Source organism: Thioclava pacifica DSM 10166, assembly GCF_000714535.1.
Classification (GTDB): domain Bacteria; phylum Pseudomonadota; class Alphaproteobacteria; order Rhodobacterales; family Rhodobacteraceae; genus Thioclava; species Thioclava pacifica.
The window spans coordinates 1-26,430 of record NZ_AUND01000034.1 but is presented as its reverse complement, the minus strand read 5'-3'; the positions used below and the strand labels follow the sequence as shown (position 1 = coordinate 26,430).

The window sequence follows — 26,430 nt, the reverse complement described above, 5'->3', positions numbered from 1 at the left end:
AAGCGGGGGGAGCTTGTCAAAGCCGCGATGCCGCACGGGCCGCAGGATTTTGTGGATAGAGGGATGGAGGCCGCAGTGGATAGGGGCAAAAGCCCTGCCCTTTCACAGGCGGACTACGCGAAACCAGAGCAGTTGCGAAAGGTCAGATGCGGTTGCGAAAGGTCAGATGCGGTTGAAACCAGCCGGATCGATCATGAACATGTCGATCAGCTGCATGCCGATCACCGCCGCGCCGAGCAGCGCGACGATCACCGCCGCGATGAAGAGCAGACGGTCGCCCAGCATATCGACCAGCGGTCGCATGTCATGATAGCTCTTGGCGATCAGTTGGGTCATCGTCTCTCTCCTTGCACGCAACAGGGGCGTCCGAAGACAGAGATAGCCGTGGAAGATGGCTTCAATTCGAACCAATTGTGGCAAGATTGCGGCGCACGTGCGAGGGCGCGCCAATTCTGCGCGCCCTGCCCGCGCTCAGCAGGTCAGATCGTTCCACAAGCCGAACAGCATCAGCGTCAGAACCAGCGCAAGACCGACAGACATGAATGCGTTCATCAACCGATCCGACGGGGGCTTGCCGACGACCGCCTCGTAGAGGTGGAACATCAAGTGGCCGCCATCGAGCACCGGGATCGGGAAGAGGTTCAGGAAACCCACCGCAGTCGAGAGCACCGCGATAAACCAGATGAAATCGAGCGGGCCCGATTTCGCTGCTGCCGCCGAGGTCTCGGCAATGCGCAGCGCACCCGTCAGGTTACAGCTCGAGATCTGCTGCGCGATCATCGCCCGGATGCCGGAGATCGATTGCGTGATGATGCCCCAGGTCTGGCTCACACCGCTGGAGATGGACTCGAGAGGGCCAATCGGTTCGGTCACGGGCTCGAACATGTAGCTGCCGGTGGCCCCGATCAGGAAGCGGGTCTCGAAAGTTCCGTCACCCACGGGCAGATCGGTGCGGCGCGGTACCAGCGTCACCGAGAAGCGTTCTCCCTCGCTGCCATCGTCAGACGGGCGCCAGATATCGAGCGCGACCGGCGCGCCATTGCCCGCCTTGATCACGTCTTGCAGGTCGATGAAGCGCCACGCGGGCGTGCCGTCGATTGCGGTGATCACGTCACCGGTACGCAGCCCCGCGTCATAAGCGGCCGACCCCGGCTGGATCCCGGCGAAACGCGAGGGGAAAAGCTGCGGCCCCGTCACGCTCACATCCTGGCCATCACGCTCGACCTCATAGGTCAGATCCGGACCGCCCGGCACTTTCTCGATCAACCCGCCGAGCGCCTCGTAATCGGGCGTGGGCGTGCCTTCGACCCCCTTGATCACATCGCCGCTCTCGAGCCCGCCCGGGCCTTGGGGCAATGCCACGACGGTCTGGATCGCGGGCGTGTCGATCGCGCGCCCCGTCCAGAGCGAAAGCCCCGCGATCACGAAGATCGACAGGATGAAGTTGAAGACCGGTCCCGCGGCGACGGTGGCTGCGCGTGCCCAAAGCGGCGCGCCATGCATCGTGTGGCGACGCTCTTCGGCGCTCAGCTGCGCCATTTCCGCCTCGTCGGCCCCTGCCGAGGCCGCATTCGCATCGCCGAGGAATTTCACATAGCCCCCGAGCGGGATCGCAGCGATCTGCCAGCGCGTGCCATGCTTGTCGACGCGGCTGATCAGCTTGGGGCCGAAGCCGAGCGAGAAAACCTCCGCCTTGATCCCCGAAAGCCGCCCGATGATGTAGTGGCCATATTCATGCACCGCCACGATGATCGAAAGCGCAACGACGAAGGCCACGACGGTATAAAGCAGATTGCCGAATTGGGGCAGCAGGTCCAACACTCAGATCCTTCCCTGTTCACTTATCGCCTTCGCGCGGGCGCGCGCTTCGGCATCGCAGTCCAGAACCATATCGAGGTCGACTGCGGCAATTCCAAGGCCTTGGCCCTTCGACGTGTCCTCGAGCACCGCCTCGACCAGCGCGGCCATCTGAAGAAAACCGATCCGGCCCGCGATGAAAAGATCGAGGGCGATCTCCTTCGCGGCGTTGAAAACCGTGCCCGAAAGCCCGCCGGTCGCCATCACCTCGCGCGCAAGACGCAAGGCAGGAAAACGCTCGGTATCGGGGGCGCGGAACTCGAGGCTTCCGATCGCGACCAGATCGAGCCGCGCAACGGGAAGTGCCTGCCGCTCGGGCCAGTTCAGCGCATAGCCGATCGCGTGGCGCATGTCGGGAACACCAAGATGCGCCATCAGCGCGCCATCGCGGAAACCGACGATCGAATGCACGATGCTTTGGGGATGCACGAGTACTTCGATCTGCTCGGGGGCGAAACCGAAGAATTCTTTTGCCTCAATGACTTCCAGCGCCTTGTTAAACATGGAAGCGGAGTCGATCGTAATCCGCTGTCCCATGTTCCAATTCGGATGCGAAGAGGCCTCGGCCACCGTCGCCTGCGCCAGACGGTCCAGCGGCCAGTCGCGGAACGCTCCGCCCGACGCCGTGATGATCACCCGCTCGACCGCGCCGATTTCCTCGCCCACGAGTCCCTGAAAAATCGCCGAATGCTCGCTGTCCACCGGGAGGATCGTCGCGCCATGCGCGCGCGCCTCGGCCATCAACAAGGGCCCCGCCGTGACCAGCGACTCCTTGTTGGCCAGCGCCAGAGTTGTGCCCTGCGAGAGCGCCGCGAAGCCGGGCGCCAGCCCCGCCGCGCCCACGATGCCCGACATGATCCAGTCCGCGGGGCGATGTGCCGCCTCGATCAGCGCCTGCGCACCCGATGCCGCCTGCACGCCCGATCCGGCGAGTGCCTCGCGCAGCGCGGGCAGGCAGTCGTCAAAGGCGGTCACGGCGATATCGGCCTTGAGCGCGCGGGCCTGTTCGGCCAGCCGCGCGACATTGCGCCCGCCGCTCAGTGCGACCACGTCATAGGCTTCGGCGCCACCCTGCCCCATCAACAGGTCAAAGGTGCTTTCCCCGATCGAGCCGGTCGCGCCGAATACCGAAACCTTGCGCATGATCAGTGTCCCGTCAGCGGCAGGGGCATCACCTGCGAGATCAGCATCAAGACCACCACCGCGCCCGTAAGCGCGTCGAACCGGTCAAGCACGCCGCCATGGCCGGGGATCAGCGAAGAGCTATCCTTGACGCCGGTCCAACGCTTGATCGCACTCTCGGCAATATCGCCGAGCTGCCCCGCGAAGGCCAGAAGCGGCGAGATCCAGATCATCGCCACACCGCCGCCGAGCTGCGCGAAAATCGCGCCCACGATCGCCGCCCCGATCCAGCCCGCAACCGTGCCCGACCAGGTTTTCTTCGGGCTCACCTTGGGCCAGAATTTCGGCCCGCCCACCGTGCGCCCGACAAAATATCCAGCAATATCAGAGACAACGACAACCGCGACAATCCAGGTGATCGCTCCGAGCCCCGCGCCTTCGCGCAGCGCCACGAGCCCGTATCCCGTGAGCATGATTGCCAGCGAATAGGCCGCGGCCACGCCGCGCCGCCCCTTGGTGATGATCGCCGCGACGATTGGCACGATCAGCAGATAGACCAGACCCAGTGGCTCATGGATGACAAAGACGAAGCTCAGAAGCGCTGCCGCGACCAGCCCGAGCCCCACCGCCTTGCCCGGTCGTCCGGGCGCGAGCATGGTGATCAGCTCCCAGACCATCAGGCCCGTCACCAGAACCGAGAGACCTGCAAAGATCGCACCACCTTGCCAGATCGCGGCAATGCCGATCACGACCATGGCGAGACCGGATGCCAGACGCGGGACCAGATCGCCCCATTTGCCAGAGGCAGAGCCCCCGCTCACGAGGCAACCCCACCGAAGCGGCGTTCGCGCCCCTCGAACCGCTCGAGAATGTCGGCGAGCTCCTCGGGGGTGAAATCGGGCCAGAGCGTCGGCGTGAATTCATATTCCGAATAGGCCGCCTGCCAGGGCAGGAAATTCGACGTACGCGTCTCGCCCGAGGAGCGGATCACCAGATCCGGATCGGGCATGCCACGCGTGTCGAGCCGGGCCGAGATCGCCGCCTCGTCCACCGCCTCCTCCGCGATCCGGCCCTCGGCCAGATCCCGCGCGAGCTCGAGCGCGGCGCGGCGCAGCTCGTCACGCCCGCCATAATTGATCGCGACCGCCAAGGTCAGCTTCGTATTGCCCTTGGTGCGCGCCTCGATCGAATCCATCGTCTCACGCAGAAGCGGGTCGAGCCGGGTGCGATCGCCGATGAAGCGCAGCTCGACGCCCTGACGCGACAGCTCTGCCGCCTCGCGCTTGATCATCAGCCGGAACATCTTCATCAGCCCGAGCACTTCTTGCGTCGAGCGTTTCCAGTTCTCGGTCGAGAACGCGTAGATCGTCATGTAGCGGATGCCGAGGCCGGGCGCGGCCTGAACGATCTTCTTGATCTGCTCGGCCCCCTTGCGGTGCCCGGCCAGACGCGGCCAGCCGCGCTGGGTCGCCCAGCGGCCGTTGCCATCCATGATGATCGCGACATGAAGCGGCGCGCGCGCCTCGCCCTGCGGCTCGGGCGAGGTTTCGGCAATATCCGGGGTGCTCAGCGCCATCTGCGGATCGATCCTCCCATCAGCGGGTCGAGGCGTTTCGCCTCAGACCTGCATGATCTCCGCTTGCTTGTTCTCGAGCGCCTTGTCGACCACCGCGATGTGCTTCTTGGTGATTTCCTCGACCTCGGCTTCCCAGAACTTCACGTCGTCTTCCGACATGCCGTTGCCCTTGGCCTTCTTGATCTGGTCCATGCCGTCGCGGCGCACGTTGCGGATCGCGACGCGGGCGTGCTCGGCGTATTGCGCAGCGACCTTGGTCAGCTCCTTGCGGCGCTCCTCGTTGAGCTCGGGGATCGGCAGCATGATGATCGTGCCATTGGTCTGCGGGTTGATGCCCAGCCCGCTCTCGCGGATCGCCTTTTCGACCACGCCCACGAGACCCTTGTCCCAGACATTGATGGTGACCATGCGCGGCTCGGGCACGTTCACGGTGCCGAGCTGGTTGATCGGGGTGGTCTGGCCATAGGCCTCGGCGGTGATCGGTTCGACCATCGAGGCAGAGGCACGGCCGGTGCGCAGCGACGCGAACTCGTGCTTCAGGGCCGTCATCGCGCCATCCATGCGGCGCTCGAGGTCATCGGTGTCGATCTCAATCTCGTCGGACATTGTTCTTGTTTCCGTCTTGGTTGCAGCCTCGGCTCCGAGATGTATCCCAGAGCCGCGGCGAAAACTAGCTTTTGTGACAGGCAAGTGACCGCGCAACCGCGCGGCTTACCCTTGAACCTTGGTATAGGTGCCCTCGCCCGCGAGAATCCCGCGGAAACCGCCCGGTTCGTCGAGCGAGAAGACGATGATCGGCTTGTTGTTGTCGCGCGCGAGCGCAATGGCCGAGGCATCCATCACACCGAGATTCTTTTGCAGCACCTCGTCATAGCTGACCGTGTCATAGCGCTTGGCGTCATCGAATTTCTTCGGATCCTTGTCATAGACCCCATCGACCTTCGTGCCCTTGAAGATCGCCTCACACGACATTTCGTTGGCGCGCAGCGTCGCGGCCGTGTCGGTGGTGAAATAGGGGTTACCGGTCCCGGCGGCGAAGATGCAGACCCGTTTTTTCTCGAGGTGGCGCACCGCGCGACGGCGGATGTAGGGCTCGCAGACCTGATCCATCGGGATTGCAGAGATCACGCGGGTGAACACTCCCAGCCCTTCCAGCGCCGATTGCATCGCGAGCGCATTCATCACCGTCGCGAGCATCCCCATGTAATCAGCCGTGGTGCGCTCCATCCCCTGCGCCGAGCCCGCAAGCCCGCGGAAGATGTTGCCGCCGCCGATCACCATGCAAATCTCGACACCGAGATCATGGACCGATTTCACCTCTTGCGCGATCCGCGAAACGGTCGGCGGGTGCAGGCCGTAGCCCTGGTCGCCCATCAGCGCCTCGCCCGAGATCTTCAGCAGCACGCGTTTGTATTTGGCCGCCGGATGCGTCTCCGTGCTCATTAGATCCTCCTGAGGGCTGTTGTCATCGCGGCGCAAAATGTCCCAAATGGGGGCCGGGTTCAACCTCTCGCGAGAGGGCGCGGCCCATTGTCCGACCTTCCCGCTGCAAAGAGCCGCAGATGCGCCCGATCCTGCCTGAAATTCCGACCCACCTGCCGGTTCTGATCGCCGGTCCCACGGCGAGCGGGAAATCGGCACTGGCGCTGGAACTGGCCGAGCGCGATGGTGGGATCGTGGTCAATGCCGATGCGCTTCAGGTCTGGTCATGTTGGCGGGTGCTGAGCGCGCGCCCCTCCGTTGACGAGGAGTCCCGCGCGCCCCACCGTCTCTACGGCCACAAGCATCCCGGCGAGCCCTATTCCGTCGGCCATTGGCTTCGCGAGATCGCGCCACTGCTGGAGGCCCATAATGCGGGCGGCCCGCGCTCCATCATCGTCGGCGGGACCGGCCTGTACTTCACAGCACTGACCGAAGGCTTGGCCGAAATCCCCGAGACCCCGCCCGCAATCCGTGCCGCGGCTGATGCACGCCGCGCCGCCGAAGGCCATGAGGGGATGCTGGACGAGCTCGATCCCGTGACCCGCGCACGGATCGACCCGCTCAACCCGATGCGGGTCCAGCGCGCTTGGGAGGTGATGCGCGCCACGGGTGAAGGCCTTGCCACCTGGCAGGACCGCACCCCCGCACCGCTTCTCCCACTTGCCGGATGCACGCCGCTCCTGTTGTCGCCCGATCGTGACTGGCTTGCCGAGCGCATTGACCGCCGCTTCGATCTGATGCTCGAAGGCGGCGCGCTCGATGAGGTGCGGGCAATTGCGCCGGACTGGGACCCGGACGCGCTTTGGGCGCGGGCAATCGGGGCGCCGGAACTTGTCGCATATTTGCGCGGCGCGCTCGATCTGGAGACCGCTCGTAACCACGCACAGGCGGCTTCCCGCCAATATGCCAAGCGCCAACGCACATGGTTTCGTAGCCGAATGAAGGCGTGGCACAAGATCGCGTATGCGTGACCGGACGAGCACAGGCGCGCGGGAGATCGCGCGTAAATCTGTTGGTTTGAAAGGGGTTGCAGGATATCCTCACGCTCGAACTGGATCGGGATCAGCCAATCGTGAAGCTCTTTTCCACCCCACCTCTGTCGCAACTTGCGCAGACGAAACCCTCTCTCGCGCCGCGCAAGCCCGAGACAGTCGCCGCATCTTCGGCCACTCGGTCGAAAACGGTACCGACGCATCCGGCCAGCGACCTCACGCCATCGAGCCCCCGGCTCGTGCCGATCGCGCTGCTGGCGCAAGGGGGGCGGTGGCGGGTCGAAGCGATGCGCGCGCTTTCCGAGCCCTGCCTGCTGTGGTTCACGCGTGGCCAAGGCCGGATTACGCTCGGCGGCGTGACCCGCGGCTACGGCCCCAACAACGCGATCTTCATTCCCGCAGGTGTCATTCACGGTTTCGAGGTCAGCAATCAAACTCATGGGCAGGCGCTGTTTTTCGGACGCGACAACGCGCTCGAACTGCCCCATTCGGCGCATCATTTGCGCATCCGCGAGGCGATGGCTCAGGGCGAGCTCAATGCTCTGGTCGAAGCGATCCAGCGCGAGATCGACAGTGAACGGCCCGCCTCGGAGCGCGCCTTGCGCAGCCATCTTGGGTTGTTGAGCGTCTGGCTCGAGCGTCAGATCGAGAGCCATGGCATCGAGGCGATCCGGCCGAGCGCCGCACGTAAGCTTGTCTCGCGTTACTCCGCATTGGTCGAGCGTGATTTCCGCTCGGGCGTCAATGTCGGCGATCTCGCCGGCGAGCTGGGCGTCACGCCGACCCATCTCGCGCGCGCCTGCCGCGAATCCTGCGGCAAGGGGGCGCTGGAACTGTTGCAGGACCGCCGCCTTTACGAGGCCCGTCGCCTTCTGCGCGACACGCAGACTCCGGTTAAGGACATTGCTCAGCAATTGGGCTATCGCAGCCCCGCCTATTTCACGCGCGCCTTTCAGGCCGGGACCGGCAGCACCCCGATCGCATTCCGCCGCGCGGGCTAATCGTGCGGGTCTGACACTCGCCACGACAACCGGCCGCCACCAACTCATGCCGCGCTTTGTTCGCCAGATGGCGATTGCTGCAAGGTGAATGTCGAGACCGAACTCAACAGCCGCGCGCTCTCTCCAAGCATTGCGCGGCTGGCTGCAGCGCTGCGATCGAACATCGCCGCACTGCGCTGCGTGGCCTGATCGAGCTGGTGCACAGCGGCGTTGATCTCGGAGATCCCGCTTGCCTGTTCCCCCGAGGAGACCGCGATTTCCGACACCCGATCATGGATTTCGCGCACAGAGGTCACGATACGTTGCAAAGCCTTCCCGGTCTGACCGACCAGCGTAACGCCTGAATGGACCTGGGTATCGGAGGACGCGATGAGTTCCGAAATCTCCTTGGCTGCCTCGGAAGACCGCTGCGCGAGCGCTCGCACCTCAGAGGCAACGACCGCAAAACCGCGCCCTGCCTCGCCGGCACGCGCAGCCTCGACGCCGGCATTGAGGGCCAACAGATTGGTCTGGAAGGCAATGTCGTCAATCACCGAGGTGATGCGCGAAATCGCCTTGGCAGACGTCTCGATTTCGGCCATCGCCGCAACCGCGCTCTCGACAACCTCTGCACCGCTTTCAGCGTGACCGCGCGCCTCGGTCGCGAGCGCGCGCGCCGATTGGGCTCCCTCGGCCGCCGATTGCACTGAAACCGTAAGTTCGTTGAGCGCGGCCGCCGTTTCTTCCAGCGTTGCGGCGTTACGTTCGGTCTGCGCACCGAGTTCCTCGGCTGAGGAGGCGATGGATTGTGCCTCGCCGTCGATCAGATGTGCCCCGTGTTCAATCTGGGCAAGCGATTGCGACAGCTGAACGACTGCGGCGTTGAAATCACCGCGCAGTTTTTCGTATTCGCCCGACAGAGCCTCGTCGATGGTGATCGAGAGATCGCCATGCGCGAGCGCATCGAGCCCACGGGCAAGCACGGCCACGGTGCGGGCCTGTTCCTCAAGCGCATGTCGCGCGTCTTCTTCGCGTGCGCGCAAGGCTGCCTGCTCGTCGGCCTCCGCCTTGCGCCGTGCTGCCTCAGCCTCATCAGACGCAGCGCGACGGGCCGCCTCGGCTTGCGCGATCTCCTCCTGACGGGCGATTTCCGCTCGGCGTGCGTTTTCCTCTTCTTCGCGCAGAACCCTTTGCATTTCGGTATTTTTGTCCAGATTTTCAGCGAAGATCGACAGCGCGCGCGCCATGTCGCCAAGCTCGTCCTTTCGCTCTGCGCCACGCACCTCGGTCTTGGTATCGCCCTCGGCAATGGCGCGGGTAGCCTGAGCCAGCGCACCGATCGGACGCACGATCCGCCCGCCCAGCAGCCAGGCGATCGCGGCGGAGATCACGAAGGCCGCCGCGACCAGGCCGATCGAGATCTTCTGGATCATCGCCTGCAGCGCCGAGATTTCCGAGGCATCCAGCTCGACCGTGAGGGCGCCCACGATCTTGCCGGAGTAATCGGTCAGCGGCAGCGCGCGCAGCACATAGGAGCCATCCCCGCTGTCGAATTGCAGATCCACCTCCCCGCCGGCACGGATCTTCGCGAAGTCAGCCGCGCTGAGAGGTGCCTGCGCATCGCTGGTCGCGGCCAGCCGCTCGGGCGCGGCCTCGGCATCCGCTGGGAAGGCGAAATATTCGTAATGCGCGCCCGTCGAGGCCGCGAGTGTTTCGAGAAATCCCTGCCCGACATCGAGCCCGACTTCGACCGTCCCGACCTGTTTGCCCTTGTAGTGGATCGGGGCGACGCCGCGCGCGCCGATCCCGGCCTTGCCAGCCTCGAGCGCTCCGATCGGCTCGCCCTTCGTGTTCGCATCGACCACCGTCTGACGAAACGCCGACAGATCGTCACCGCGTTTCGCAAGGTTGTGGATCCGGATCAGCGAGGTCGCCGGAGCAGTGTGGAATTGCAGCTGCGCGATCCCGGTCTTGTCCCGCAGGATCGGCCATTCGGGGGCAAACATCGCCTCCAGCGCAGCATCGTCGCGCTCGGCCACGGCCTTTTCCACCTGGGGCAGCACCGCGATCAGAAGCGCGCGATCCAAGGCGCGTGTCTCGGCGGAGTGCACAGCACTCATCAGCCGCTCTTCCGCGCTCGCCAATTCGCGCTCTCGCGAGAGATCTTCGACGCGGTTTCCGGCCCAAAACAACCCTGCCGCCATCAGAGCGCAGGCGAAAAGGGCGATGCCGATCGGCAGGAACAGGATCTGACGGCGTATGGTCATGAGGCAGGCTCCGAAGCTGGGTTGCCCCCGGATTAGAGCCAATTTCCTAAGATCGCGTTCACGCCCGAAGGAGCCGCCCCAGTCCGCCGCCGCCGATGCGCGCAAAGAGAGATTGCACTGCTGGTCCTGTCCGTCGCCCTCGAATGCCGCCCGGCAAATCAAAAAAGGCCGCGCTCGTGAGAGCGCGGCCTCGGTCTTGGGGAGGTAGACCGATCAGAAGAACCCGAGCTTGTTCGGGTTGTAGCTGACCAGCATGTTCTTGGTCTGCTGGTAGTGATCGAGCATCATCTTGTGGGTCTCGCGACCGATACCCGACTGCTTGTAGCCACCGAAGGCCGCGTGGGCCGGATAGGCGTGGTAGTTGTTGATCCACACACGGCCCGCCTCGACACCGCGACCGAAGCGATAGGCGCGGGTCCCGTCGCGGGTCCAGACGCCGGCGCCGAGGCCGTACATCGTGTCATTGGCGATCGCGAGCGCCTCTTCCTCGTCCTTGAAGGTCGTGACCGAGACGACCGGGCCGAAGATCTCTTCCTGGAAGACGCGCATCTTGTTGTGGCCCTTCAGGATCGTCGGCTGGATGTAGAAGCCGTTCGCCAGATCGCCGTTGAAGCGCGCGGCGTTGCCGCCGGTGAGCACTTCGGCACCTTCTTCGCGACCGATCGTCAGGTAGGACATGATCTTGTCATGCTGTTCCTGGCTGGCTTGGGCACCGACCATCGTCTCCATCTGGCGCGGGTCGCCCTGCTTGATCGCCTCGACGCGGGCGATGCAGCGTTCAATGAACTTCTCGTAGATGTCTTCCTGGATGAGCGCACGGCTCGGGCAGGTGCAGACCTCGCCCTGGTTGAAGGCGAACAGAACGAAGCCTTCGACCGCCTTGTCGAGGAAGGCGTCATCTTCGGCCATCACGTCGGAGAAGAAGATGTTCGGCGACTTGCCACCCAGTTCAAGCGTGACCGGGATCAGGTTCTCGGTCGCGGCCTGCATGATCTTGCGGCCGGTTGCGGTCGAGCCGGTGAAGGCGATCTTGGCGATGCGCGAGGAACGCGCCAGAGCTGCACCGACCTCGGCCCCATAGCCGTTGACGATGTTGAGAACGCCATCGGGCAGCAGGTCGGCGATGACTTCCATCAGCACCATGATCGCCGCCGGGGTCTGTTCGGCCGGTTTCATGACGATGCAGTTGCCAGCGGCCAGAGCCGGGGCCAGTTTCCATGCCGCCATCAGCACCGAGAAGTTCCACGGGATGATCTGGCCGACAACGCCCAGCGGCTCGTGGAAGTGATAGGCCACGGTGTCGTTGTCGATCTCCGACATCGTGCCTTCCTGGCTGCGCAGCACGCCCGCGAAGTAGCGGAAATGATCGACGGCGAGCGGAATATCGGCAGCCGTCGTCTCACGGATCGGCTTGCCGTTGTCCCAGGTCTCGGCGGCGGCGATCAGGTCGAGGTTTTCCTCGATCCGGTCCGCAACCTTGAGCAGGATATTCGAGCGTTCTGCCGCCGAGGTCTTGCCCCAGGCGTCTTTCGCCGCGTGGGCCGCGTCGAGCGCAGCTTCGATATCAGCCTCGGAGGAATGCGCGACCTCGCAGACCTTCTGGCCGTTGATCGGGGTGATGTTGTCGAAATACTTGCCGTTCTTCGGAGCGACGAACTTGCCGCCGATGAAGTTGTCGTAACGGTCGCGGAACGGCGAAACCGAAACGCCCTTGAACTCGGGTGCCATATCGTTGGCCATGCTATTTCCTCCCTGAAATCCGTGCGACCCCTATGGTGCGCGGCATGGGAAAAGCATGGCCTCTCCTGCGAATCGTGCATAGCCGCCCTGATCTGGTGGAATGCCTCATCTGTCTCAGTGACGAGACAGGTGCAGACGCAGAAAGAGGTGATTTTTCGTGATCAAAACGTGCTCAAAGCCAATAAAACAAGGGAATACGACTTAAGTCGTAGACGCAATCACCTAGCGCAGAGCATGCGATTCACCCCGAGGACGCAGGACATGAAAACGGGGGCGCCTGCCCACCGATCCGCATCGTCGAAAAAATCGGCTCAGACCCCGAGATTGAGCGCCTTGGCCTTTCGGTAGAACGTCGCCCGACCGATCCCCAGATCCCGCGCGGCCGCCGAGACATTGCCGCCATTGCGCGCAAGCGCCCGGGCCATCTCGGCGCGCTGCGCCTCTTCCAGGCCGTTGCGGAGCCCCTGTTCGAGCAGGTCCGAGGCCGGAAGCTGACCGATCTGCCCCGCCTCGATCCCCAGATGGCGCCGCGCCGCGCGGGTCGCCCCCACGACGAGGTCATCGCGATCGAGCGCAAGCAGCATCACGCCCTGCGCACCGGTCTCGCCCGAACCGGTCGACAGGATCCGCGCGCCTTCATAAGACGCTCGGAACAGATCCGCTTCGATCCGATGGGCCGCATCCTGAACGGTCAGCGCCACGAGCCGCGCATAGCCCTCGGTCATGTCGGCGCGCGCGGAACTGACGTCGATCACGCCCGCCAGATCGCCCTGCGCCCCAAAGATCGGCGAGCCCATGCAGGTCAGCACGGTGTTGCGGGTGCGGAAATGCTGATCGCGCCAGACGGTCACGGGTCGGGCCTCGGCCAGGCAGGTGCCGATGCCGTTCGTGCCCTCCGCGCCTTCGGACCAGTCCGACCCCGGCGCGAGGTTCGAGGAATGGAAATCCTCCATATCGGCATCGCGCAGACGTTCGTCGAGAACCAGCCCCCCCGCATCCGACAGAAGAACCGTGCAGCCCGCATCGCCCGCAGCCCGGGACAGACGGTCGAGAACCGGCGAGGCGATGCGCATCATCAGCTCCGCCTTCTCGCGTCGCTCGCGCATCTCGACCTCGGTCAGACGGTCATTGCGGCCGGTCGTCTCGGGGTCGATCTGGTGATGCAGAAGAGAACGTCGCCAACTCGCGGCAAACCCCGCACGGCCAGCGGATTTGGGCGAGGACACGACCTCGCGCACGATCTCGGCATGATGGCGCGGAACGCCCGTATGCAGTGCCGGCATGCGAAAGCCTCCCTCTCTTGCGCAGCCCTAGAAGCCGCAGAGGTTAGGCCGATTCGGACCTTTCACAATGAGAATTTGCCGTGAGCGCGCAAAAAACTGTCTCAGGGTCGAGACAGTCCGCGCTCAGTCCTCCTCGTGCCGACGCCCTCGAAATCCTTGCGCAACCACGAATTTTTCCGAGCTGTCCGCACGCGATGCGGGCGGTTTTACATTCGCGACCTTGGTGAAGTTTTTCTTCAGGATATTGAGCAAACCCTGCTCCGCGCCGCCCGCAAGCACCTTCGCGACGAAGGTTCCGCCCTCTTCAAGCACGTCGAAGGAGAACTCGGCCGCCGCTTCGCACAGCGCGATGATGCGCAGGTGGTCGGTGTTCTGGTGGCCCGAGCTGGCTGCCGCCATGTCCGACATCACCACATCCGCATTGCCCCCAAGCCAGGCCTTCACCTTGTCATCCGCCCCTTCCGAGAGGAAATCGAGCTGGTGGATCTCGGCGCCCGCGATCGGGTCGACCTCTTGCAGATCGACGCCGAGGACTGTCCCGACCTTCTTGCCCGACTTCTCGCCCAGGGCATTGACCCGCTTCACCGCGACCTGGCACCAGCCGCCAGGAGCACAGCCCAGATCGACGACCCGCGCGCCGGGCACGAGAAAACGATACTTCTCGTCCAGCTCGAGGATCTTGAAAGCCGCGCGACCGCGGTAGCCCTCTTTCTTCGCGCGCTGCACATAGGGATCGTTGAGCTGACGCTCGAGCCAGCGCGTCGAGCTCAGCTTGCGGCCTTTCGCGGTCTTCACGCGTACACGCAGATCGCGTTGGCCGCGACCGGAGGTGTTCTTGCCTGTCGGTGTCTTCGTCATCATTCCATCTCTTCAAGAACGCCATCGGCGGCCATCTGGGCGTAAAGCAGACCTTCGCGCAAGCCCCGGTCCGCGACCGACATCTGGTCGGTCGGCCAGACCCGCATCAGCGCCTGCAAGATCGCGGCCCCCGACATGATCAGCGTGTGCCGGTCGCGCCCGATGCGCGGGTCGGTGCGCCGCCCTTCAGGCCCGAGTTGCAGGAAGGACCGGATCACCGCGTCGATCTGGCCCGAATTCATCGTCAGCCCGTCCACCCGGTTGCGATCGTAGCGCTTGAGACCAAGGTGGCAGGCCGCAACCGTGGTCACGGTGCCCGAAGTGCCGATGATCTGAAACCCGTCTTGCGGGCTTCCAGCGGCATAGGGGGTAAAATCGGCCAGTTTTTCCTCGAAGAACCAGCTCATCAGGGCGAAACGCGCGGCATCGTCTTCGACATCGGCAAACTGGTCTTTGAGCGTCGCCACCCCCAGCGGCACCGAGATCCAATCCACGACCCGCGCCGCGGGCACCGGCCCGTCGGGCTGATTGAACCCCTGCGAGAGCCGCATGATCGCGCGTGCGCGGTCACCGGGCGGCACATCCTCAAGGTCGATCCAGACAAGCTCCGTCGAGCCGCCGCCGATATCGACCACCAGCACCTGTTCGGATTTGGGCGAAACCAGCGAAGCGCAGGAAATCACCGCGAGCCGCGCTTCTTCCTCGGGCGGGATGATCTCAAGCGGCAGCCCCGTCTCACGGCGCACGTAGCGCAGGAAATCGCGCGCATTCTTGGCGCGCCGGCAGGCTTCGGTCGCGACAAGACGCATCCGTTTCACACCATGTGCCTCGATCTTGCGGCGACAGATCTGGAGCGCCTGAACGGTGCGGGCCATCGAGCTACGAGAAAGCCGGCCATAGGTCTCGAGACCCTGACCGAGTTGGACCGCCTTGGAGAAGCTGTCCACCACCTGAAACTGAGAACCCTTCGGACGGGCAATCAGCATCCGGCAACTGTTTGTACCAAGATCAAGCGCGGCATAAAGCCCCTCGCCTGTCTTGGCGGTCTGGGTCGCGGGTGGCTCGACCTGAGCCGGTTTCACCGCTTGCGCGGGGTTCGCAGCTTTCGGGAGCGCGCCCGCCGACCGGCGACGCCTGGGCGCCATGATCACGCCCTCCGATTTCAAGTTGTCTTAAAACTATCGGTTCGCGCGGTTCGGTTCAAGGGAGCGTGACGCGGAAGTGATGGTTGAGAGGGAACCATTTGATGGAACGACCAGATCTGCACACAGAGCGGTGAGGCGACAGGCGAGCCACCACAGCGCGGCAATGTCTAAGGACATTGCGACCATCGGCTTTGCGAGAGCGCCCCCAAGAAACCGGCAGCTGTTGACCGAGCGGCGCAAGCTGCGGCGAAAGCCGCGGCGCGCCTTCGAAGACACCCTACAAAAAACCCGGCCACGAGGGCCGGGCGAAGTCGCGCCGGGGTTACGACGACGCTCCGGCGTGGGCCCTTATTGTGCGGGCTTCATCGCGAAATCTTCCATGGTGATGCCGCCATCGCCATTCTTGTCGAGCTGGGTGAACCATTTCACCGTGCTCGACTGGAACTCGGCCAGCGTCACCTGCTGATCGCCATTGGCGTCCGTCGCCTCCATGCGCATGCCGTCGGCCATCTTCTGCATCTGCTCACGCCGCTTGCCCTCATAGCCCGCGACGTCATTCGCGCGCGCCTCGTCGAACACCGCATGTTCCTCAAGATCGAGCACCCCATCTTCGTTCGCGTCGAAAGAGGTGAAGACATCGGCACGCATCTCTTCGAGCTCGGCCAGGGTCGCCGTGCCGTTTCCATCGAGATCCCAGGTCGACATGAATTGCTCGGCGGGGTTCTCAGCGCGCGCCGCCATCGGCAGGCTCACAAGAAGGGCAGCGATCAGGGAAAGGCTCTTGGTCATGGTCTCGCTTTCAAATCCGGGATCAAACAAACGCGACGGGCGCGGCGTCAACCCGATCTAAGCGCAAGGCGCTATGAAAGAATGTGCCAGATTGCCGCGCGGCGCATCCGCCGCAGCCTCTCTTGAGCCCCGCTCATCATCTTGTCGCGGATTTTTCCGATCCCGCGCGGTGGCCCTGCCCCCACCGCGCCTGCTATCACCTTCCCCACGGACAGGCTTACGTCGCTGAGCTGCGACGGAATGTCGAAATTCCACCGCGCGCCGCGTCGCTTTCGCGCAATTCTGAACTCGTGAGGAGAGATTCGCATGGCACAGATCACCTTGGTCTATTGGCGCGACATCCCGGCCCAGATCATCGCGGGCAAGGGACGCCGTGGCGTCAAGAAGCCGCTCCCCGAGCGGTTCGAACAGGCGATCGACCGGGCGGCGATGAAGGTGGGCGCACGCGACAGCGACGCCTATCTGGCGGAATGGCGCAAGGTTCCCTCGGGCGAAGAGCCCGGCGAGGATGCCGAAGCCGCCGAAGCCGTGCTGGCACGGATTCTCTCCAAATATGACGACGCGCATCTGCGCGCACTGATTGCCAATGACGGCTGGGACCCCTCGTCGTCCTAAGGGAGAGATGCGAATGGCACTTGTGAATTTCCGCCGCGAGGCGCCGCGCCCGCCGGTCAACGGCAAGATGGAGGCGCTTCTGGAAGGCGCCTCGGTCGAGGTGATGCCGCGCACCGCCGCTAAGGTGGAAAGTTTCCGTGCCCTCTTCGCGCCCGGCACCCGCGTCTATATCGCCCATATCGAGGGCACGCCGATCGAGGAGATGCTCGCGACCGCCAAGCGCCTGCGCGACGAGGGCTTCGAGCCGATGCCGCATTTCCCCGCGCGCATCATCCGCGATGCGGCGCAGCTCAACGACTGGGTGCAGCGCTACAAGGGCGAGGCCGGGGTTCAACAGGCACTTCTGCTGGGCGGCGGCGTCAAAGAACCCGTGGGCGAGCTGCATTGCGCGATGCAGATGATCGAGACCGGCGCGTTCGACGGCTTTGCCCGTCTGCATGTCGCCGGCCACCCCGAGGGCAATCGCGACATCGACCCCGATGGCGGCGAGGCCGAGGTGATGGCCGCGCTCAAGCTAAAGCAGGATTTCGCGAACCGCACCGATGCCGATATGGCGATCGCCACGCAATTCGCCTTCGAGGCCGGTCCGATCCGCGACTGGGCCGCGCGGCTGGAAGCCAACGGGATCGAGATGCCGGTGCATCTGGGTGTCGCAGGCCCCGCCAAGCTGCAGACGCTCCTGAAATTCGCCATCGCTTGCGGCGTCGGCCCCTCGCTGAAAGTGCTGCAAAAGCGCGCCCGCGACGTGACCAAGCTGCTGCTGCCCTTCGAGCCGACCGATCTTCTGACCGATCTCGCGCTGGATCGTCCGTCGAATATCGAAGCCATACATTTCTTCCCGCTGGGCGGCATCACCGCCACAGCCAACTGGATCGCCGAACAGAGAGGCCATGAATGACCCGCACCGTCCTTGAGTCCAAAACCAAAACCGTCGTGATCGGCTTTGACGAGCCCTTCTGCGTCATCGGCGAGCGGATCAACCCCACCGGCCGCAAGAAGCTCGCCGCCGAGCTGGAGATGGGCGATTTCTCGACCGTCGAGAAAGACGCGCTCGAGCAGGTCGCCTGTGGCGCCACGGTTCTGGATATCAACTCGGGGGCGGTCTTCTCGAACAAGATGGCTGAAGACCCGCGCTATGCGGATAACAACTTCGTCGAACCGCCGCTGATGCGCGACCTGATTGCGCGCGTGCAGGCCGTCGTCGATGTGCCGCTGTGCATCGACAGCTCGGTGCCGGCCGCGCTCGAGGCCGGTCTCGCGGCCGCCGAAGGCCGCCCGCTCCTGAACTCGGTCACCGGCGAGGAAGAGCGGCTGGAACTCGTTCTGCCGCTAGTCAAGAAATACAACGTGCCGGTCGTGGCGATCTCCAATGACGACACCGGAATTTCCGAAGACCCGGACGTGCGCTTCGCCGTGGCCAAGAAGATCGTCGAGCGCGCCGCCGATTTCGGCATTCCCGCCCATGACATCGTCGTCGATCCGCTGGTGATGCCGGTGGGCGCGATGGCGACTGCGGGCCGTCAGGTCTTCACGCTGGTCACCCGCCTGCGCGAAGAGCTGGGCGTGAACACCACCTGCGGCGCGTCGAACATCTCCTTTGGCCTGCCGAACCGCCACGGGATCAACGGGGCTTACCTTCCGATGGCGATCGGCGCGGGCATGACCTCGGCGATCATGAACCCGGTGCGCAGCCAGGAAATGGAGGCGATCCGCGCCGCCAACCTGCTGATGAACCACGACCCGAACGGGATGGAGTGGATCAAGCTGGCGAAGGTGCTCGATGCGATGAAGGAAGAGGGCCAGAGCTTTGCCGAGGCGTCTGCTGCCGCTGCGAGCTCCAGTGCGGGCGGACGTCGCGGTGGTCGCCGCCGTCGCGGCTGATCGCGTTGAAAAATTCATAAAGCGCCCGGGTCTCGGCCCGGGCGCTTTTGTTTGCAGGGATATCTAGGGGCTACCGGGCGCGACCTCGGGCCGCTGGCGCCGCTGATCCCCTCGGCCTCCGATCGTTGCCCGGACGCGATCAATGCGAGCGCGTCTCACCCCCTTTTCGCGGTAAAAACACAGCTCCCCACTCGTCGCTCAAGAGGAATCCCGAAAACTTCGTCTTCGTCCGTTTCCGATTTATCCACAAACCGTTTCCCGATCTGCGCCATGATAACCGCGATTCGCGTTTCCGTGACCCGAGCGTTTCCAAACTTGCGCTAATCGCGGGCAGTTCGGCGAAATCCGGCAACAACAAGACGTGGGGGCGGCAAGAACGCGCCACTATATCTGCGATGGCCTCAAAAAATTCCAATTACCAGTCAAAGATTTACTGGAAGAAGTTCATGTCCTGTGCCTAGTCTGGGCCTCCAACCTGGGAACACGCACTGCCATGCGTATTACATGTCTGCCGCGCGAAGCGGTCGCCTTGGTGCCTGCCAGCACCGAGGCGACCCCGCGCAACCGCCGCGCTGTCACGCGGCCCGAAAAACTCGTTCGTCTTCTCGCCGCCGTGATGGTGACGGGAGCGCTGTCGGCTTGCGTGCCGAGTTCGCCCGAGGTGACCGCCACGCGCGGCTCCACGGAGCTGCTCGACCTGCCGCTGGTCGATCCGGTGCCGGGACTGTCGAACCCCGTGCCGGCCGCGCGGCTGCCCGACAATTCGCATCTGGGCCGCGATTTCCTCGAACTGAGCTTCTATCTCGAGTCCGGTCGACCGCTGCCGCGCTTTACCCGCTTCGAGGGGCCCGTCTCGATTACGCTCGCGGGCAATGCGCCGCCCGTGGCTCAGACCGAACTCAACCGCCTCGTGCGCCGCCTCCAAACCGAAGCCGGCCTGCGTGTCTCGGCACAACCGGGCAACGCGAACACGATCTCGGTGCAATTCGTGCCGAAATCCGAGATGCGCCGGGCCGTCCCCGATGTCGCCTGTTTCGTGGTCCCGAACGTCACGAGCTGGTCTGACTATCGCGGCTCGCGCGGCTCGGCACGTTCGGACTGGACCCAGCTCACCCAACGCCATTCCGCGACCGTCTTCATCCCCGAGCCCGCGACCCCGCAGGAGATCCGCGATTGCCTGCATGAAGAGGTGAGCCAGGCGCTCGGGCCGGTGAACGATCTCTACCGCCTGCCTGACACGGTCTGGAACGATGACAATTTCCATACCGTCCTGACGGGCTTCGACATGACGATCCTGCGCGCCTATTACGACCCGGCGCTGCGTTCGGGCATGAGCCGGACCGAGGTTCAGGCCGCCCTGCCCGCCATCCTCGCCCGGATCAACCCGGCGGGCGGCCAGATGCGCGGCCTGCCCGAAGACCCGACCCCGCGCGCCTATGTGACCGCGATCGCCACGGCGCTCGGCTCGGGCGCGAACGACACCCGCCGCCGCGCCGCCGCGCGCCAGGCAACTCAGATCGCTGCCGCGCAGGGCTGGACCGACAGCCGCGCCGCCTTCGCCTGGTTCGCGCTGGGACGCCTGAGCATGAAGACCGACCCGGATGTCGCGATCCGCTCTTATCTCAACGCGGGCGCGATCTATGCCCGCACCCCGGGCGCCGGCATTCAGGCCGCGCATATCGACATGCAGCTTGCCGCCTTTGCCCTGGGAACCGGGCGCGCGCAGGATGCGATCGCGCTGGTAAACCGCTCGCTTTCACCCGCCATCTCCGGTGAGAACGCCTCGCTCATGGCCACGCTCTACATGATCCGCGCCGAGGCCTATGCCCAGCTTGGCAACGCCGCCCAGGCGGAGCAGGCCCGTCTCGACATGGAGCAATGGGCACGCTATGGCTTTGGTTCGGACGCGGCGGTGCGCCGCCGTGCAAGCGAAGTGGCCGCGCTGGCCGATGCGGGTGCGCGGATGAACTGAGCCGGGCGCGCCCCGGTCGAAGCCGGGAGGGGCGCGAATGTATGTTCTGGCGGGGATCGTGATCGGGCTCGTGCTCGGCGATTGGCGAGCACGAAAGCGTGGCGGCAACAGGCTCGACCGCGCGCAATATGCCGCCGTCCATGCGATCGCCTTCGGAATGGTCGGCATCTTCATCACCATTCTCATCAACCGCATCTGGGCCTGAGGAGGCCGGAGCGCATGTTCCTGCCCTTCTTCGATGCTCTCAGACGTAGCGGCGTTCCCGTCTCCCTGCGCGAATATCTGAGCTTTCTCGAGGGGCTGGCGGCGGGGCTGTGCACCTACGACATTGACGGGTTCTACTATTTCGCCCGCGCCGCGATGGTGAAGGATGAGCGCTTCCTCGACCGGTTCGACCGCGCGTTCTCCGAAGCCTTTGCAGGGCTGGAGACGATCACCCCAGATGACGTACTCAACGCCGTCGACATCCCCGAGGAATGGCTGCGCAAGCAGCTCGAAAAGCATCTCACCGAGGAAGAGAAAGCGCAGATCGAGGCGCTTGGCGGGTTCGACAATCTGATGGAGACGCTGAAGAAGCGGCTCGAGGAACAAAAGGGCCGCCATCAGGGCGGCTCGAAATGGATCGGCACGGGCGGCACCTCGCCCTTCGGCGCCTATGGCTACAACCCCGAAGGCGTGCGGATCGGCCAGAAAGAAAGCCGCCACCAGCGCGCCGTGAAGGTCTGGGACAAGCGCGAGTTCCGCGATTTCGACGACACGGTCGAACTGGGCACCCGCAACATCAAGGTGGCGCTCAAACGCCTGCGCCAATGGGCGCGGCACGGCGCGCATGAAGAGCTCGACCTGCCGGGCACGATCCGCGCCAGTGCCGAGGCGGGCTATATCGACGTGAAGACCCGCCCCGAGCGGCACAACGCGGTGAAGGTGGTGCTTTTCCTCGATGTGGGCGGCTCGATGGATGCCCATGTGAAACTGGTCGAGGAACTGTTCTCGGCGGCGAAATCCGAGTTCAAGCATCTCGAACACTGGTATTTCCACAACTGCCTCTACGAGGGCGTTTGGAAGTCGAACAAGCGCCGCTGGAACGAGGCGACGCCGACTTGGGACGTGCTGCATCGCTACGGGCCCGATTACAAATGCATCTTCGTGGGCGATGCCTCGATGTCACCCTATGAGATCACCCATCGCGGCGGCGCGAACGAGCATTGGAACGACGAGGCGGGCCATGTCTGGCTGACCCGCGCGCGCGAGCAATGGCCCGACCACACCTGGCTCAACCCGATCCCGGAACGGCTCTGGTCCTACACCCAGTCGATCGAGATCATCCGCGAGATCTTCGAGAACCGGATGCATCCGCTGACGCTTGAGGGGATCACGGCCGCGATGAAGGAGCTCGGATGAACAAGCTGCGTTACCTCTGTGCGCATCACAAGATCGCGTCGCTGGGCTTCATCCTCGCAGTCGTCCTCGCGCTCTTTTTCGGCGGCAAGTTCGTCACCCGCGCGATCTACTGGTCCGATCCCGCCCATCGCCATCAAAGCCCCGAGCCCTGGATGACCCCGGGCTATATCGCGAAAAGCTGGCACCTCCGGATCGAGGAGGTCGATGCGATCCTCGGGATCGAAAATGGTCCCGAACTGGTCGGCAGCGGTCGCCCGACGCTCGACCGCATCGCCAAAGTCACGGGCCAGCCCGTTGAGGAGCTACTGCGCAAGCTCTCGCTCGGCCTGCCCCGGGCGATCGCCGATCAGGAGGCAGACACTCCGAAATGAGCCTGACCGAGATCACCGACTGGCTGCTGGCACAGGTGCCGGTTTACGGGCCGTGGCTGCTGGGCGTGACGACCTTTCTCAGCTGCCTCGCGATCCCGGTGCCCTCGTCGCTGATGATGATCGCAAGCGGCGCTTTCGTCGCCTCGGGAGATCTGGACCTTATCACCGTGACGGGCGCGGCCTTCGGCGGCGCGGTGCTGGGCGATCAGGTCGGCTTTACCCTCGGGCGCAAGGCGGAACGTATCCTGCCCCGCCCCGGCACGAAACGCGGCGCGCTGGTCGAGAAGGCACTGGCAGCCCTGCGCAAACGCGGCTCGGTCACCGTGTTCCTGTCGCGCTGGATGTTCTCGGCGCTCGGACCCTGGGTGAACCTCGCCGCGGGTGTTTCGGGCTATGCGCATCGCCGTTTTACCCTGGCCGATATCGCGGGCGAAGCGGTCTGGGTGACCTCTTATGTCGGCCTCGGCATCGCCTTTGGCTCCAATCTCGACGCGGCCGCCGACCTCGCGGGCAACGCGCTGGGGCTGATGGCAGCGGGAGCGGCGGCCTTCGGCTTCGGCTGGTGGCTCTGGCACGCCGCCAAGCGCGCGCCCAAAGCTTGATCGCGATACGCTTGATCACGGGGCCGCGAGCCGCCATATCCGTTCCATGCTGATCCGCCTTCTGCCTCTGCTGCTTCTCGTGCTCTATGGCCTCGCCATGTGGCATTTCTCGACCTGGCAACTCAAACGCCAGCTCGACGGCAATTCCCGGCGCCTGCGCGACAGCAAGCTCGACCCCTATCTCGACCGGCTCGCCGCCGCCCTCGAGGTGGCCGAGGTTCCCGTTCACGTCTACCAGATCGCCCCGGTGAACGGGCTAGCCGCCCCGGACGGGCGCGTCTTCATCACCGAAGGCTTCATGGAGAAATACCGCGCCGGAGAGGTCACCCCCGAGGAACTCACCTCGGTCGTGGCCCACGAGCTGGGCCATGTCGCGCTCGGGCATTCGCGCCGCCGGATGATCGATTTCTCGGGCCAGAACGCTTTGCGCGCGGTGCTGATGACCGTGCTCGGGCGCTTCGTTCCCTTCATCGGCCCTTGGATCGCGAACCTGATCACCACCGCCCTTGCCGCGCGGCTCAGCCAGCGCGACGAGTTCGAGGCGGACGAATTCGCCTCCGCGCTGCTGATCAAGGCCGGGATCGGGACCGAACCGCAGGTGAGCCTCTTTCGCAAGCTCGACGCGCTGACGAAAAATCCCGGCGCTGGCGTGCCCGCTTGGCTGCTGACCCATCCCAAGACGCCAAAGCGCATCGCCGCGATCGAGGCAAACGCGCAGCGCTGGTCGCGCACAGCCCCCTGATTTTCCTTACTTTCGCCGCGCTTGCCCGGTAATCTGAGCGCCAAAGAGGGTCACGGATGACGGGCAGCGAAATCGGGCAGGTGCGCAAACGCCGGGTGTTCTACATCCCTGGCTATGACCCGATTCACCCTCGCCGCTATCGCGAGCTCTACCGCAAGGAAGGCGCCGAGCAGGCCCGCATCTCCGGCTACGAGATCGCGCTCGCTCCGAAACGCGCGGGCGGCCCCTATGGCTGGCATGTCAGCTCGACCCAGGATGGCGCTCAGGTCGAGGCCGATATCGAAGTACTCGTCTGGTCCGATATCGTGCGGGACTCGATGGGCAAGTCGATCCCCGCGACCTATGGGCAGCTGATCCGCACCGCCTCGACCTACATCTTTTCCGGCGCGCTTTTCCGGCTGATGCGGCTGCGCAAGGGCCCGGTGATCGCGGCGCTCTATCCGATCGTCGCGCTGATCTTGCAGGCGCTGATCGGGGTCGGCCTTGGCTGGGCGGCGGCCACCGCCTTACTCGTCTTTCTGCCCGGTTTCCCGCTCGATTGGTTCGCCGGTCTCGCCCTCGCGAGCGCGATCCTCGCCCTGACCCTGCGCTGGTTCCGCGCCAAAGACGGCAAGCTCTTCGCCTATTACCTGATGCATGACTACGCCTTCACCGCCCGCTGGGGCGGCGCGAACCCGCCCGAGCTGGAAACCCGCATGGCGGACTTCGCCACCCGCATCGAAGCGGCCCTGCGCGAGGACTGGGACGAGGTGCTGATCGTCGGCCATTCCTCCGGCGCCCATCTCGCGATCTCGATCCTCGCCGACCTGATCCGCGACAACCGCCTCTCTTCTTCGGGCATGCCCAAATATCCTCGGGGGTCCGGGGGCAGACAACCCCCGGCCCTCTCCTTCCTCTCGCTCGGTCAGGTCGTGCCGATGGTCAGCTACCTGCCCCGCGCCACCCGTCTGCGCGCCGATCTCGCCTTCCTCTCCACCCGGCCCGAGCTGTTCTGGCTCGACGTCACCGCCCCCGGCGATGGCTGCGCCTTCGCGCTTTGCGATCCGGTCGCGGTGTCGGGCGTAGCGCCCGACGACCAGATCCACCCGCTCGTGATCTCGGCCGCCTTCACGCAGACGCTTTCGCCCGCCCGCTGGAAGGCGCTGCGTTGGCGCTTCTTCCGGCTCCATTTCCAGTATCTTTGCGCCTTCGACCGGCCCGGCGATTACGATTACTTCCGCCTCACCGCAGGCCCGCAAGCGCTCGCAGACCGCTTCACCGGCCGTGCTGCGTCGAAAAGCCGGATCACCACGCCGGCAAACCGGTTTACAACCACCTCATGAGCCAGCCGCCCAAACCCGTCCCGCGCCCCGATCGCGTCTCGCTCTGGCGCTATTTCCGGCTGTTCAAATCCGACATTCTCTCGGCCCAACCCGCGCGTCTCTACCGCGCCTGGATGGCCGAGTTCCGCACGCCCTTTTTCCGCTCTTACATGTGCAACGATCCGAAGCTGGTCGATCTGGTACTCAAGGAACGCCCGATGGATTTCCCGAAATCCGACCGTGTGCGCGAGGGGCTGAAGCCACTGCTGCGCGAGAGCGTCTTCGTCACCAATGGCGATCAATGGCTGCGCCAGCGCCGGATCATCGACCCCGCCTTCGAGGGCGGCAAGCTGCGCGAAACCTTCCCGGCGATGTGGGCGGCAGGCGAAGCCTGCGTGGCCCGCATGAAGATGAAGGCCGGCGCGGAACCAATTGAAATCGAAGGGGTAACCTCGCACGCCGCCGCCGATATCATCTTTCGTACCCTGTTCTCGCTTCCGATCGAGGATGCCACGGCCAGCGCGGTTTTCTCCGAGTTCAAATCCCATCAGCGCGCCGCGCCGGTCGTCAATCTCGGCGCGCTCTTGCCCCTGCCGCGCTGGGTCCCGCGCTTTCATGCACGCCAGACCAAAGAGACGGCGAAACGCATCCGCGCATTGATCGAAACCCTCACCGAGACCCGCGCGCAGCAAATCGCGGCGGGCACTGCGCCCGACGACCTCGCGACGAAGATCATGACCACACCCGACCCGGAGACCGGAGAGACCTTCGGCACCGAGGAAATGGTCGATCAGGTCGCAATCTTCTTTCTCGCGGGCCATGAGACCTCCGCGTCGGCGCTGGCATGGGCGCTCTACCTTCTGGCGATCAATCCAGAGTGGCAGGACCGGATCGCCACCGAGGCGGAGGCGGTGCTCGGAAGGGAAAACCCTGATTTTTCAATTCTGAGCAAGCTGAAGCTCAGTCGCGCAGTGTTTCGCGAGGCGATGCGCCTCTACCCGCCCGTGCCGATGTTCGTACGCGAGGCGCGTTGCCCGGAGACCTTCCGCGGGCGCGCGGTCAAACCGGGCGCCCAGGTGGTGATTTCGCCCTGGCACCTGCATCGCCACGAACGGCTCTGGGACAATCCCGACGGGTTCGACCCCGCGCGCTGGGACACCGAGAACGGCAAAGCCTGTCTGCGCGACGCCTATATCCCCTTTTCGACCGGCCCGCGCGTCTGTCCCGGCGCAGGGTTTGCGATGGCCGAGGGGCCGCTCTTGCTGTCGATGCTGGTGCGGGCGTTTCGCTTCGCCCCTGTCGAGGGGCGTGGACCGGTGCCTGTCGCGCATTTGACCGTGCGCGGGAAAGATGGGATCACACTCAAGATTTCCGACCGTTGAGGGGGCTCTGCCCCCGCTCGCGTCGGCGAGCAAACCTCATGGCAAGGGGGCTCTGCCCCCGCTCGCGTTGCG

Annotated in this window: 26 protein-coding genes; 13 read left to right on the top strand and 13 right to left on the bottom strand. The window is 64.7% G+C overall.

Features of this window, described 5'->3' with window-relative positions; genetic code table 11:
* Nucleotides 1-162: 162 nt before the first annotated feature.
* The 7 genes from TP2_RS18555 to pyrH all read right to left on the bottom strand — a co-directional run bounded on the left by TP2_RS18555 (nucleotide 163) and on the right by pyrH (nucleotide 5,998).
* Nucleotides 163-336 (bottom strand): hypothetical protein, encoded by a 174-nt coding sequence (locus TP2_RS18555; protein WP_157617122.1) that lies wholly within the window; start codon nucleotides 334-336, stop codon nucleotides 163-165.
* A gap of 135 nt (nucleotides 337-471) precedes the next feature.
* Nucleotides 472-1,821: an RIP metalloprotease RseP gene (gene rseP, locus TP2_RS12240; protein ID WP_240473758.1), complete on the bottom strand. Its 1,350-nt coding sequence runs from the start codon at nucleotides 1,819-1,821 to the stop codon at nucleotides 472-474.
* Complete coding sequence (gene dxr, locus TP2_RS12235; protein WP_038077918.1) at nucleotides 1,822-3,000, bottom strand: 1-deoxy-D-xylulose-5-phosphate reductoisomerase; 1,179 nt, start codon at nucleotides 2,998-3,000, stop codon at nucleotides 1,822-1,824.
* Nucleotides 3,001-3,002: 2 nt separating this feature from the next.
* A complete protein-coding gene (locus TP2_RS12230) occupies nucleotides 3,003-3,800 on the bottom strand; it encodes a phosphatidate cytidylyltransferase (RefSeq protein ID WP_038077917.1) in 798 nt (265 codons plus the stop codon).
* Nucleotides 3,797-4,555, bottom strand: coding sequence for a polyprenyl diphosphate synthase (gene uppS / locus TP2_RS12225; RefSeq protein ID WP_038077908.1), 759 nt, complete (start codon nucleotides 4,553-4,555; stop codon nucleotides 3,797-3,799). Before uppS ends, TP2_RS12230 begins: the two co-directional genes overlap by 4 nt.
* A 42-nt stretch (nucleotides 4,556-4,597) precedes the next feature.
* Nucleotides 4,598-5,161, bottom strand: a complete 564-nt coding sequence (frr, locus tag TP2_RS12220) for a ribosome recycling factor (RefSeq protein ID WP_038077906.1) — start codon at nucleotides 5,159-5,161, stop codon at nucleotides 4,598-4,600.
* Nucleotides 5,162-5,266: 105 nt separating this feature from the next.
* Nucleotides 5,267-5,998 carry a UMP kinase gene (gene pyrH, locus TP2_RS12215; RefSeq protein WP_038077905.1) on the bottom strand — a complete coding sequence of 244 codons (732 nt, stop codon included), beginning with the start codon at nucleotides 5,996-5,998 and terminating at the stop codon, nucleotides 5,267-5,269.
* A gap of 119 nt (nucleotides 5,999-6,117) precedes the next feature.
* On the opposite strand from pyrH, the gene miaA reads away from it, so the two are divergent.
* Nucleotides 6,118-7,008 carry a tRNA (adenosine(37)-N6)-dimethylallyltransferase MiaA gene (gene miaA, locus TP2_RS12210; protein ID WP_038077904.1) on the top strand — a complete coding sequence of 297 codons (891 nt, stop codon included), beginning with the start codon at nucleotides 6,118-6,120 and terminating at the stop codon, nucleotides 7,006-7,008.
* 56 nt (nucleotides 7,009-7,064) lie between these two features.
* The gene (locus TP2_RS12205; RefSeq protein WP_240473757.1) at nucleotides 7,065-8,030 is read left to right on the top strand and encodes an AraC family transcriptional regulator; all 966 of its coding nucleotides are present in this window, start codon (nucleotides 7,065-7,067) and stop codon (nucleotides 8,028-8,030) included.
* Between the two features lie 44 nt (nucleotides 8,031-8,074).
* On the opposite strand, the gene TP2_RS18055 is transcribed toward TP2_RS12205, so the two are convergent.
* The 6 genes from TP2_RS18055 to TP2_RS12175 all read right to left on the bottom strand — a co-directional run bounded on the left by TP2_RS18055 (nucleotide 8,075) and on the right by TP2_RS12175 (nucleotide 16,091).
* Nucleotides 8,075-10,276 (bottom strand): methyl-accepting chemotaxis protein, encoded by a 2,202-nt coding sequence (locus TP2_RS18055; protein ID WP_051692572.1) that lies wholly within the window; start codon nucleotides 10,274-10,276, stop codon nucleotides 8,075-8,077.
* A gap of 213 nt (nucleotides 10,277-10,489) precedes the next feature.
* On the bottom strand, nucleotides 10,490-12,016 hold the full coding sequence (exaC, locus tag TP2_RS12195) for an acetaldehyde dehydrogenase ExaC (protein ID WP_038077902.1): 1,527 nt from the start codon (nucleotides 12,014-12,016) through the stop codon (nucleotides 10,490-10,492).
* Between the two features lie 311 nt (nucleotides 12,017-12,327).
* Complete coding sequence (locus tag TP2_RS12190) at nucleotides 12,328-13,299, bottom strand: GAF domain-containing protein (protein ID WP_038077900.1); 972 nt, start codon at nucleotides 13,297-13,299, stop codon at nucleotides 12,328-12,330.
* Between the two features lie 123 nt (nucleotides 13,300-13,422).
* Nucleotides 13,423-14,157: an RlmE family RNA methyltransferase gene (locus tag TP2_RS12185; protein ID WP_038077898.1), complete on the bottom strand. Its 735-nt coding sequence runs from the start codon at nucleotides 14,155-14,157 to the stop codon at nucleotides 13,423-13,425.
* Nucleotides 14,157-15,302, bottom strand: a complete 1,146-nt coding sequence (locus tag TP2_RS12180; protein WP_038077897.1) for a Ppx/GppA phosphatase family protein — start codon at nucleotides 15,300-15,302, stop codon at nucleotides 14,157-14,159. The genes TP2_RS12185 and TP2_RS12180 overlap by 1 nt, the downstream gene beginning before the upstream one ends.
* 348 nt (nucleotides 15,303-15,650) lie before the next feature.
* Nucleotides 15,651-16,091, bottom strand: coding sequence for an EF-hand domain-containing protein (locus tag TP2_RS12175; protein ID WP_038077896.1), 441 nt, complete (start codon nucleotides 16,089-16,091; stop codon nucleotides 15,651-15,653).
* Nucleotides 16,092-16,397: 306 nt separating this feature from the next.
* Between TP2_RS12175 and TP2_RS12165 the strand changes: the two genes are divergently transcribed.
* The 11 genes from TP2_RS12165 (at nucleotide 16,398) to TP2_RS12120 (ending at nucleotide 26,358) form a co-directional block, all read left to right on the top strand.
* The gene (locus TP2_RS12165; protein ID WP_038077892.1) at nucleotides 16,398-16,706 is read left to right on the top strand and encodes a virulence factor; all 309 of its coding nucleotides are present in this window, start codon (nucleotides 16,398-16,400) and stop codon (nucleotides 16,704-16,706) included.
* A gap of 13 nt (nucleotides 16,707-16,719) precedes the next feature.
* Nucleotides 16,720-17,604, top strand: a complete 885-nt coding sequence (locus TP2_RS12160) for a methylenetetrahydrofolate reductase (RefSeq protein WP_038077889.1) — start codon at nucleotides 16,720-16,722, stop codon at nucleotides 17,602-17,604.
* Nucleotides 17,601-18,587, top strand: a complete 987-nt coding sequence (locus tag TP2_RS12155; RefSeq protein ID WP_038077887.1) for a methyltetrahydrofolate cobalamin methyltransferase — start codon at nucleotides 17,601-17,603, stop codon at nucleotides 18,585-18,587. The genes TP2_RS12160 and TP2_RS12155 overlap by 4 nt, the downstream gene beginning before the upstream one ends.
* Nucleotides 18,588-19,080: 493 nt before the next feature.
* Entirely contained in the window at nucleotides 19,081-20,559 is a 1,479-nt protein-coding gene (locus TP2_RS12150; RefSeq protein ID WP_240473756.1) for a DUF2927 domain-containing protein, read from the top strand.
* 37 nt (nucleotides 20,560-20,596) lie between these two features.
* Entirely contained in the window at nucleotides 20,597-20,764 is a 168-nt protein-coding gene (locus tag TP2_RS18660; RefSeq protein ID WP_169739532.1) for a hypothetical protein, read from the top strand.
* A gap of 14 nt (nucleotides 20,765-20,778) precedes the next feature.
* On the top strand, nucleotides 20,779-21,960 hold the full coding sequence (locus TP2_RS12145) for a vWA domain-containing protein (RefSeq protein ID WP_038077884.1): 1,182 nt from the start codon (nucleotides 20,779-20,781) through the stop codon (nucleotides 21,958-21,960).
* Nucleotides 21,957-22,331, top strand: a complete 375-nt coding sequence (locus TP2_RS12140) for a hypothetical protein (RefSeq protein WP_038077882.1) — start codon at nucleotides 21,957-21,959, stop codon at nucleotides 22,329-22,331. Before TP2_RS12145 ends, TP2_RS12140 begins: the two co-directional genes overlap by 4 nt.
* Nucleotides 22,328-22,933 carry a DedA family protein gene (locus TP2_RS12135; protein WP_051692571.1) on the top strand — a complete coding sequence of 202 codons (606 nt, stop codon included), beginning with the start codon at nucleotides 22,328-22,330 and terminating at the stop codon, nucleotides 22,931-22,933. The genes TP2_RS12140 and TP2_RS12135 overlap by 4 nt, the downstream gene beginning before the upstream one ends.
* A gap of 49 nt (nucleotides 22,934-22,982) precedes the next feature.
* The gene (locus TP2_RS12130; RefSeq protein ID WP_038078585.1) at nucleotides 22,983-23,675 is read left to right on the top strand and encodes a M48 family metallopeptidase; all 693 of its coding nucleotides are present in this window, start codon (nucleotides 22,983-22,985) and stop codon (nucleotides 23,673-23,675) included.
* Nucleotides 23,676-23,731: 56 nt separating this feature from the next.
* On the top strand, nucleotides 23,732-24,997 hold the full coding sequence (locus tag TP2_RS12125) for a hypothetical protein (RefSeq protein ID WP_038077880.1): 1,266 nt from the start codon (nucleotides 23,732-23,734) through the stop codon (nucleotides 24,995-24,997).
* Entirely contained in the window at nucleotides 24,994-26,358 is a 1,365-nt protein-coding gene (locus tag TP2_RS12120) for a cytochrome P450 (protein WP_038077879.1), read from the top strand. Before TP2_RS12125 ends, TP2_RS12120 begins: the two co-directional genes overlap by 4 nt.
* Nucleotides 26,359-26,430 lie beyond the last annotated feature (72 nt).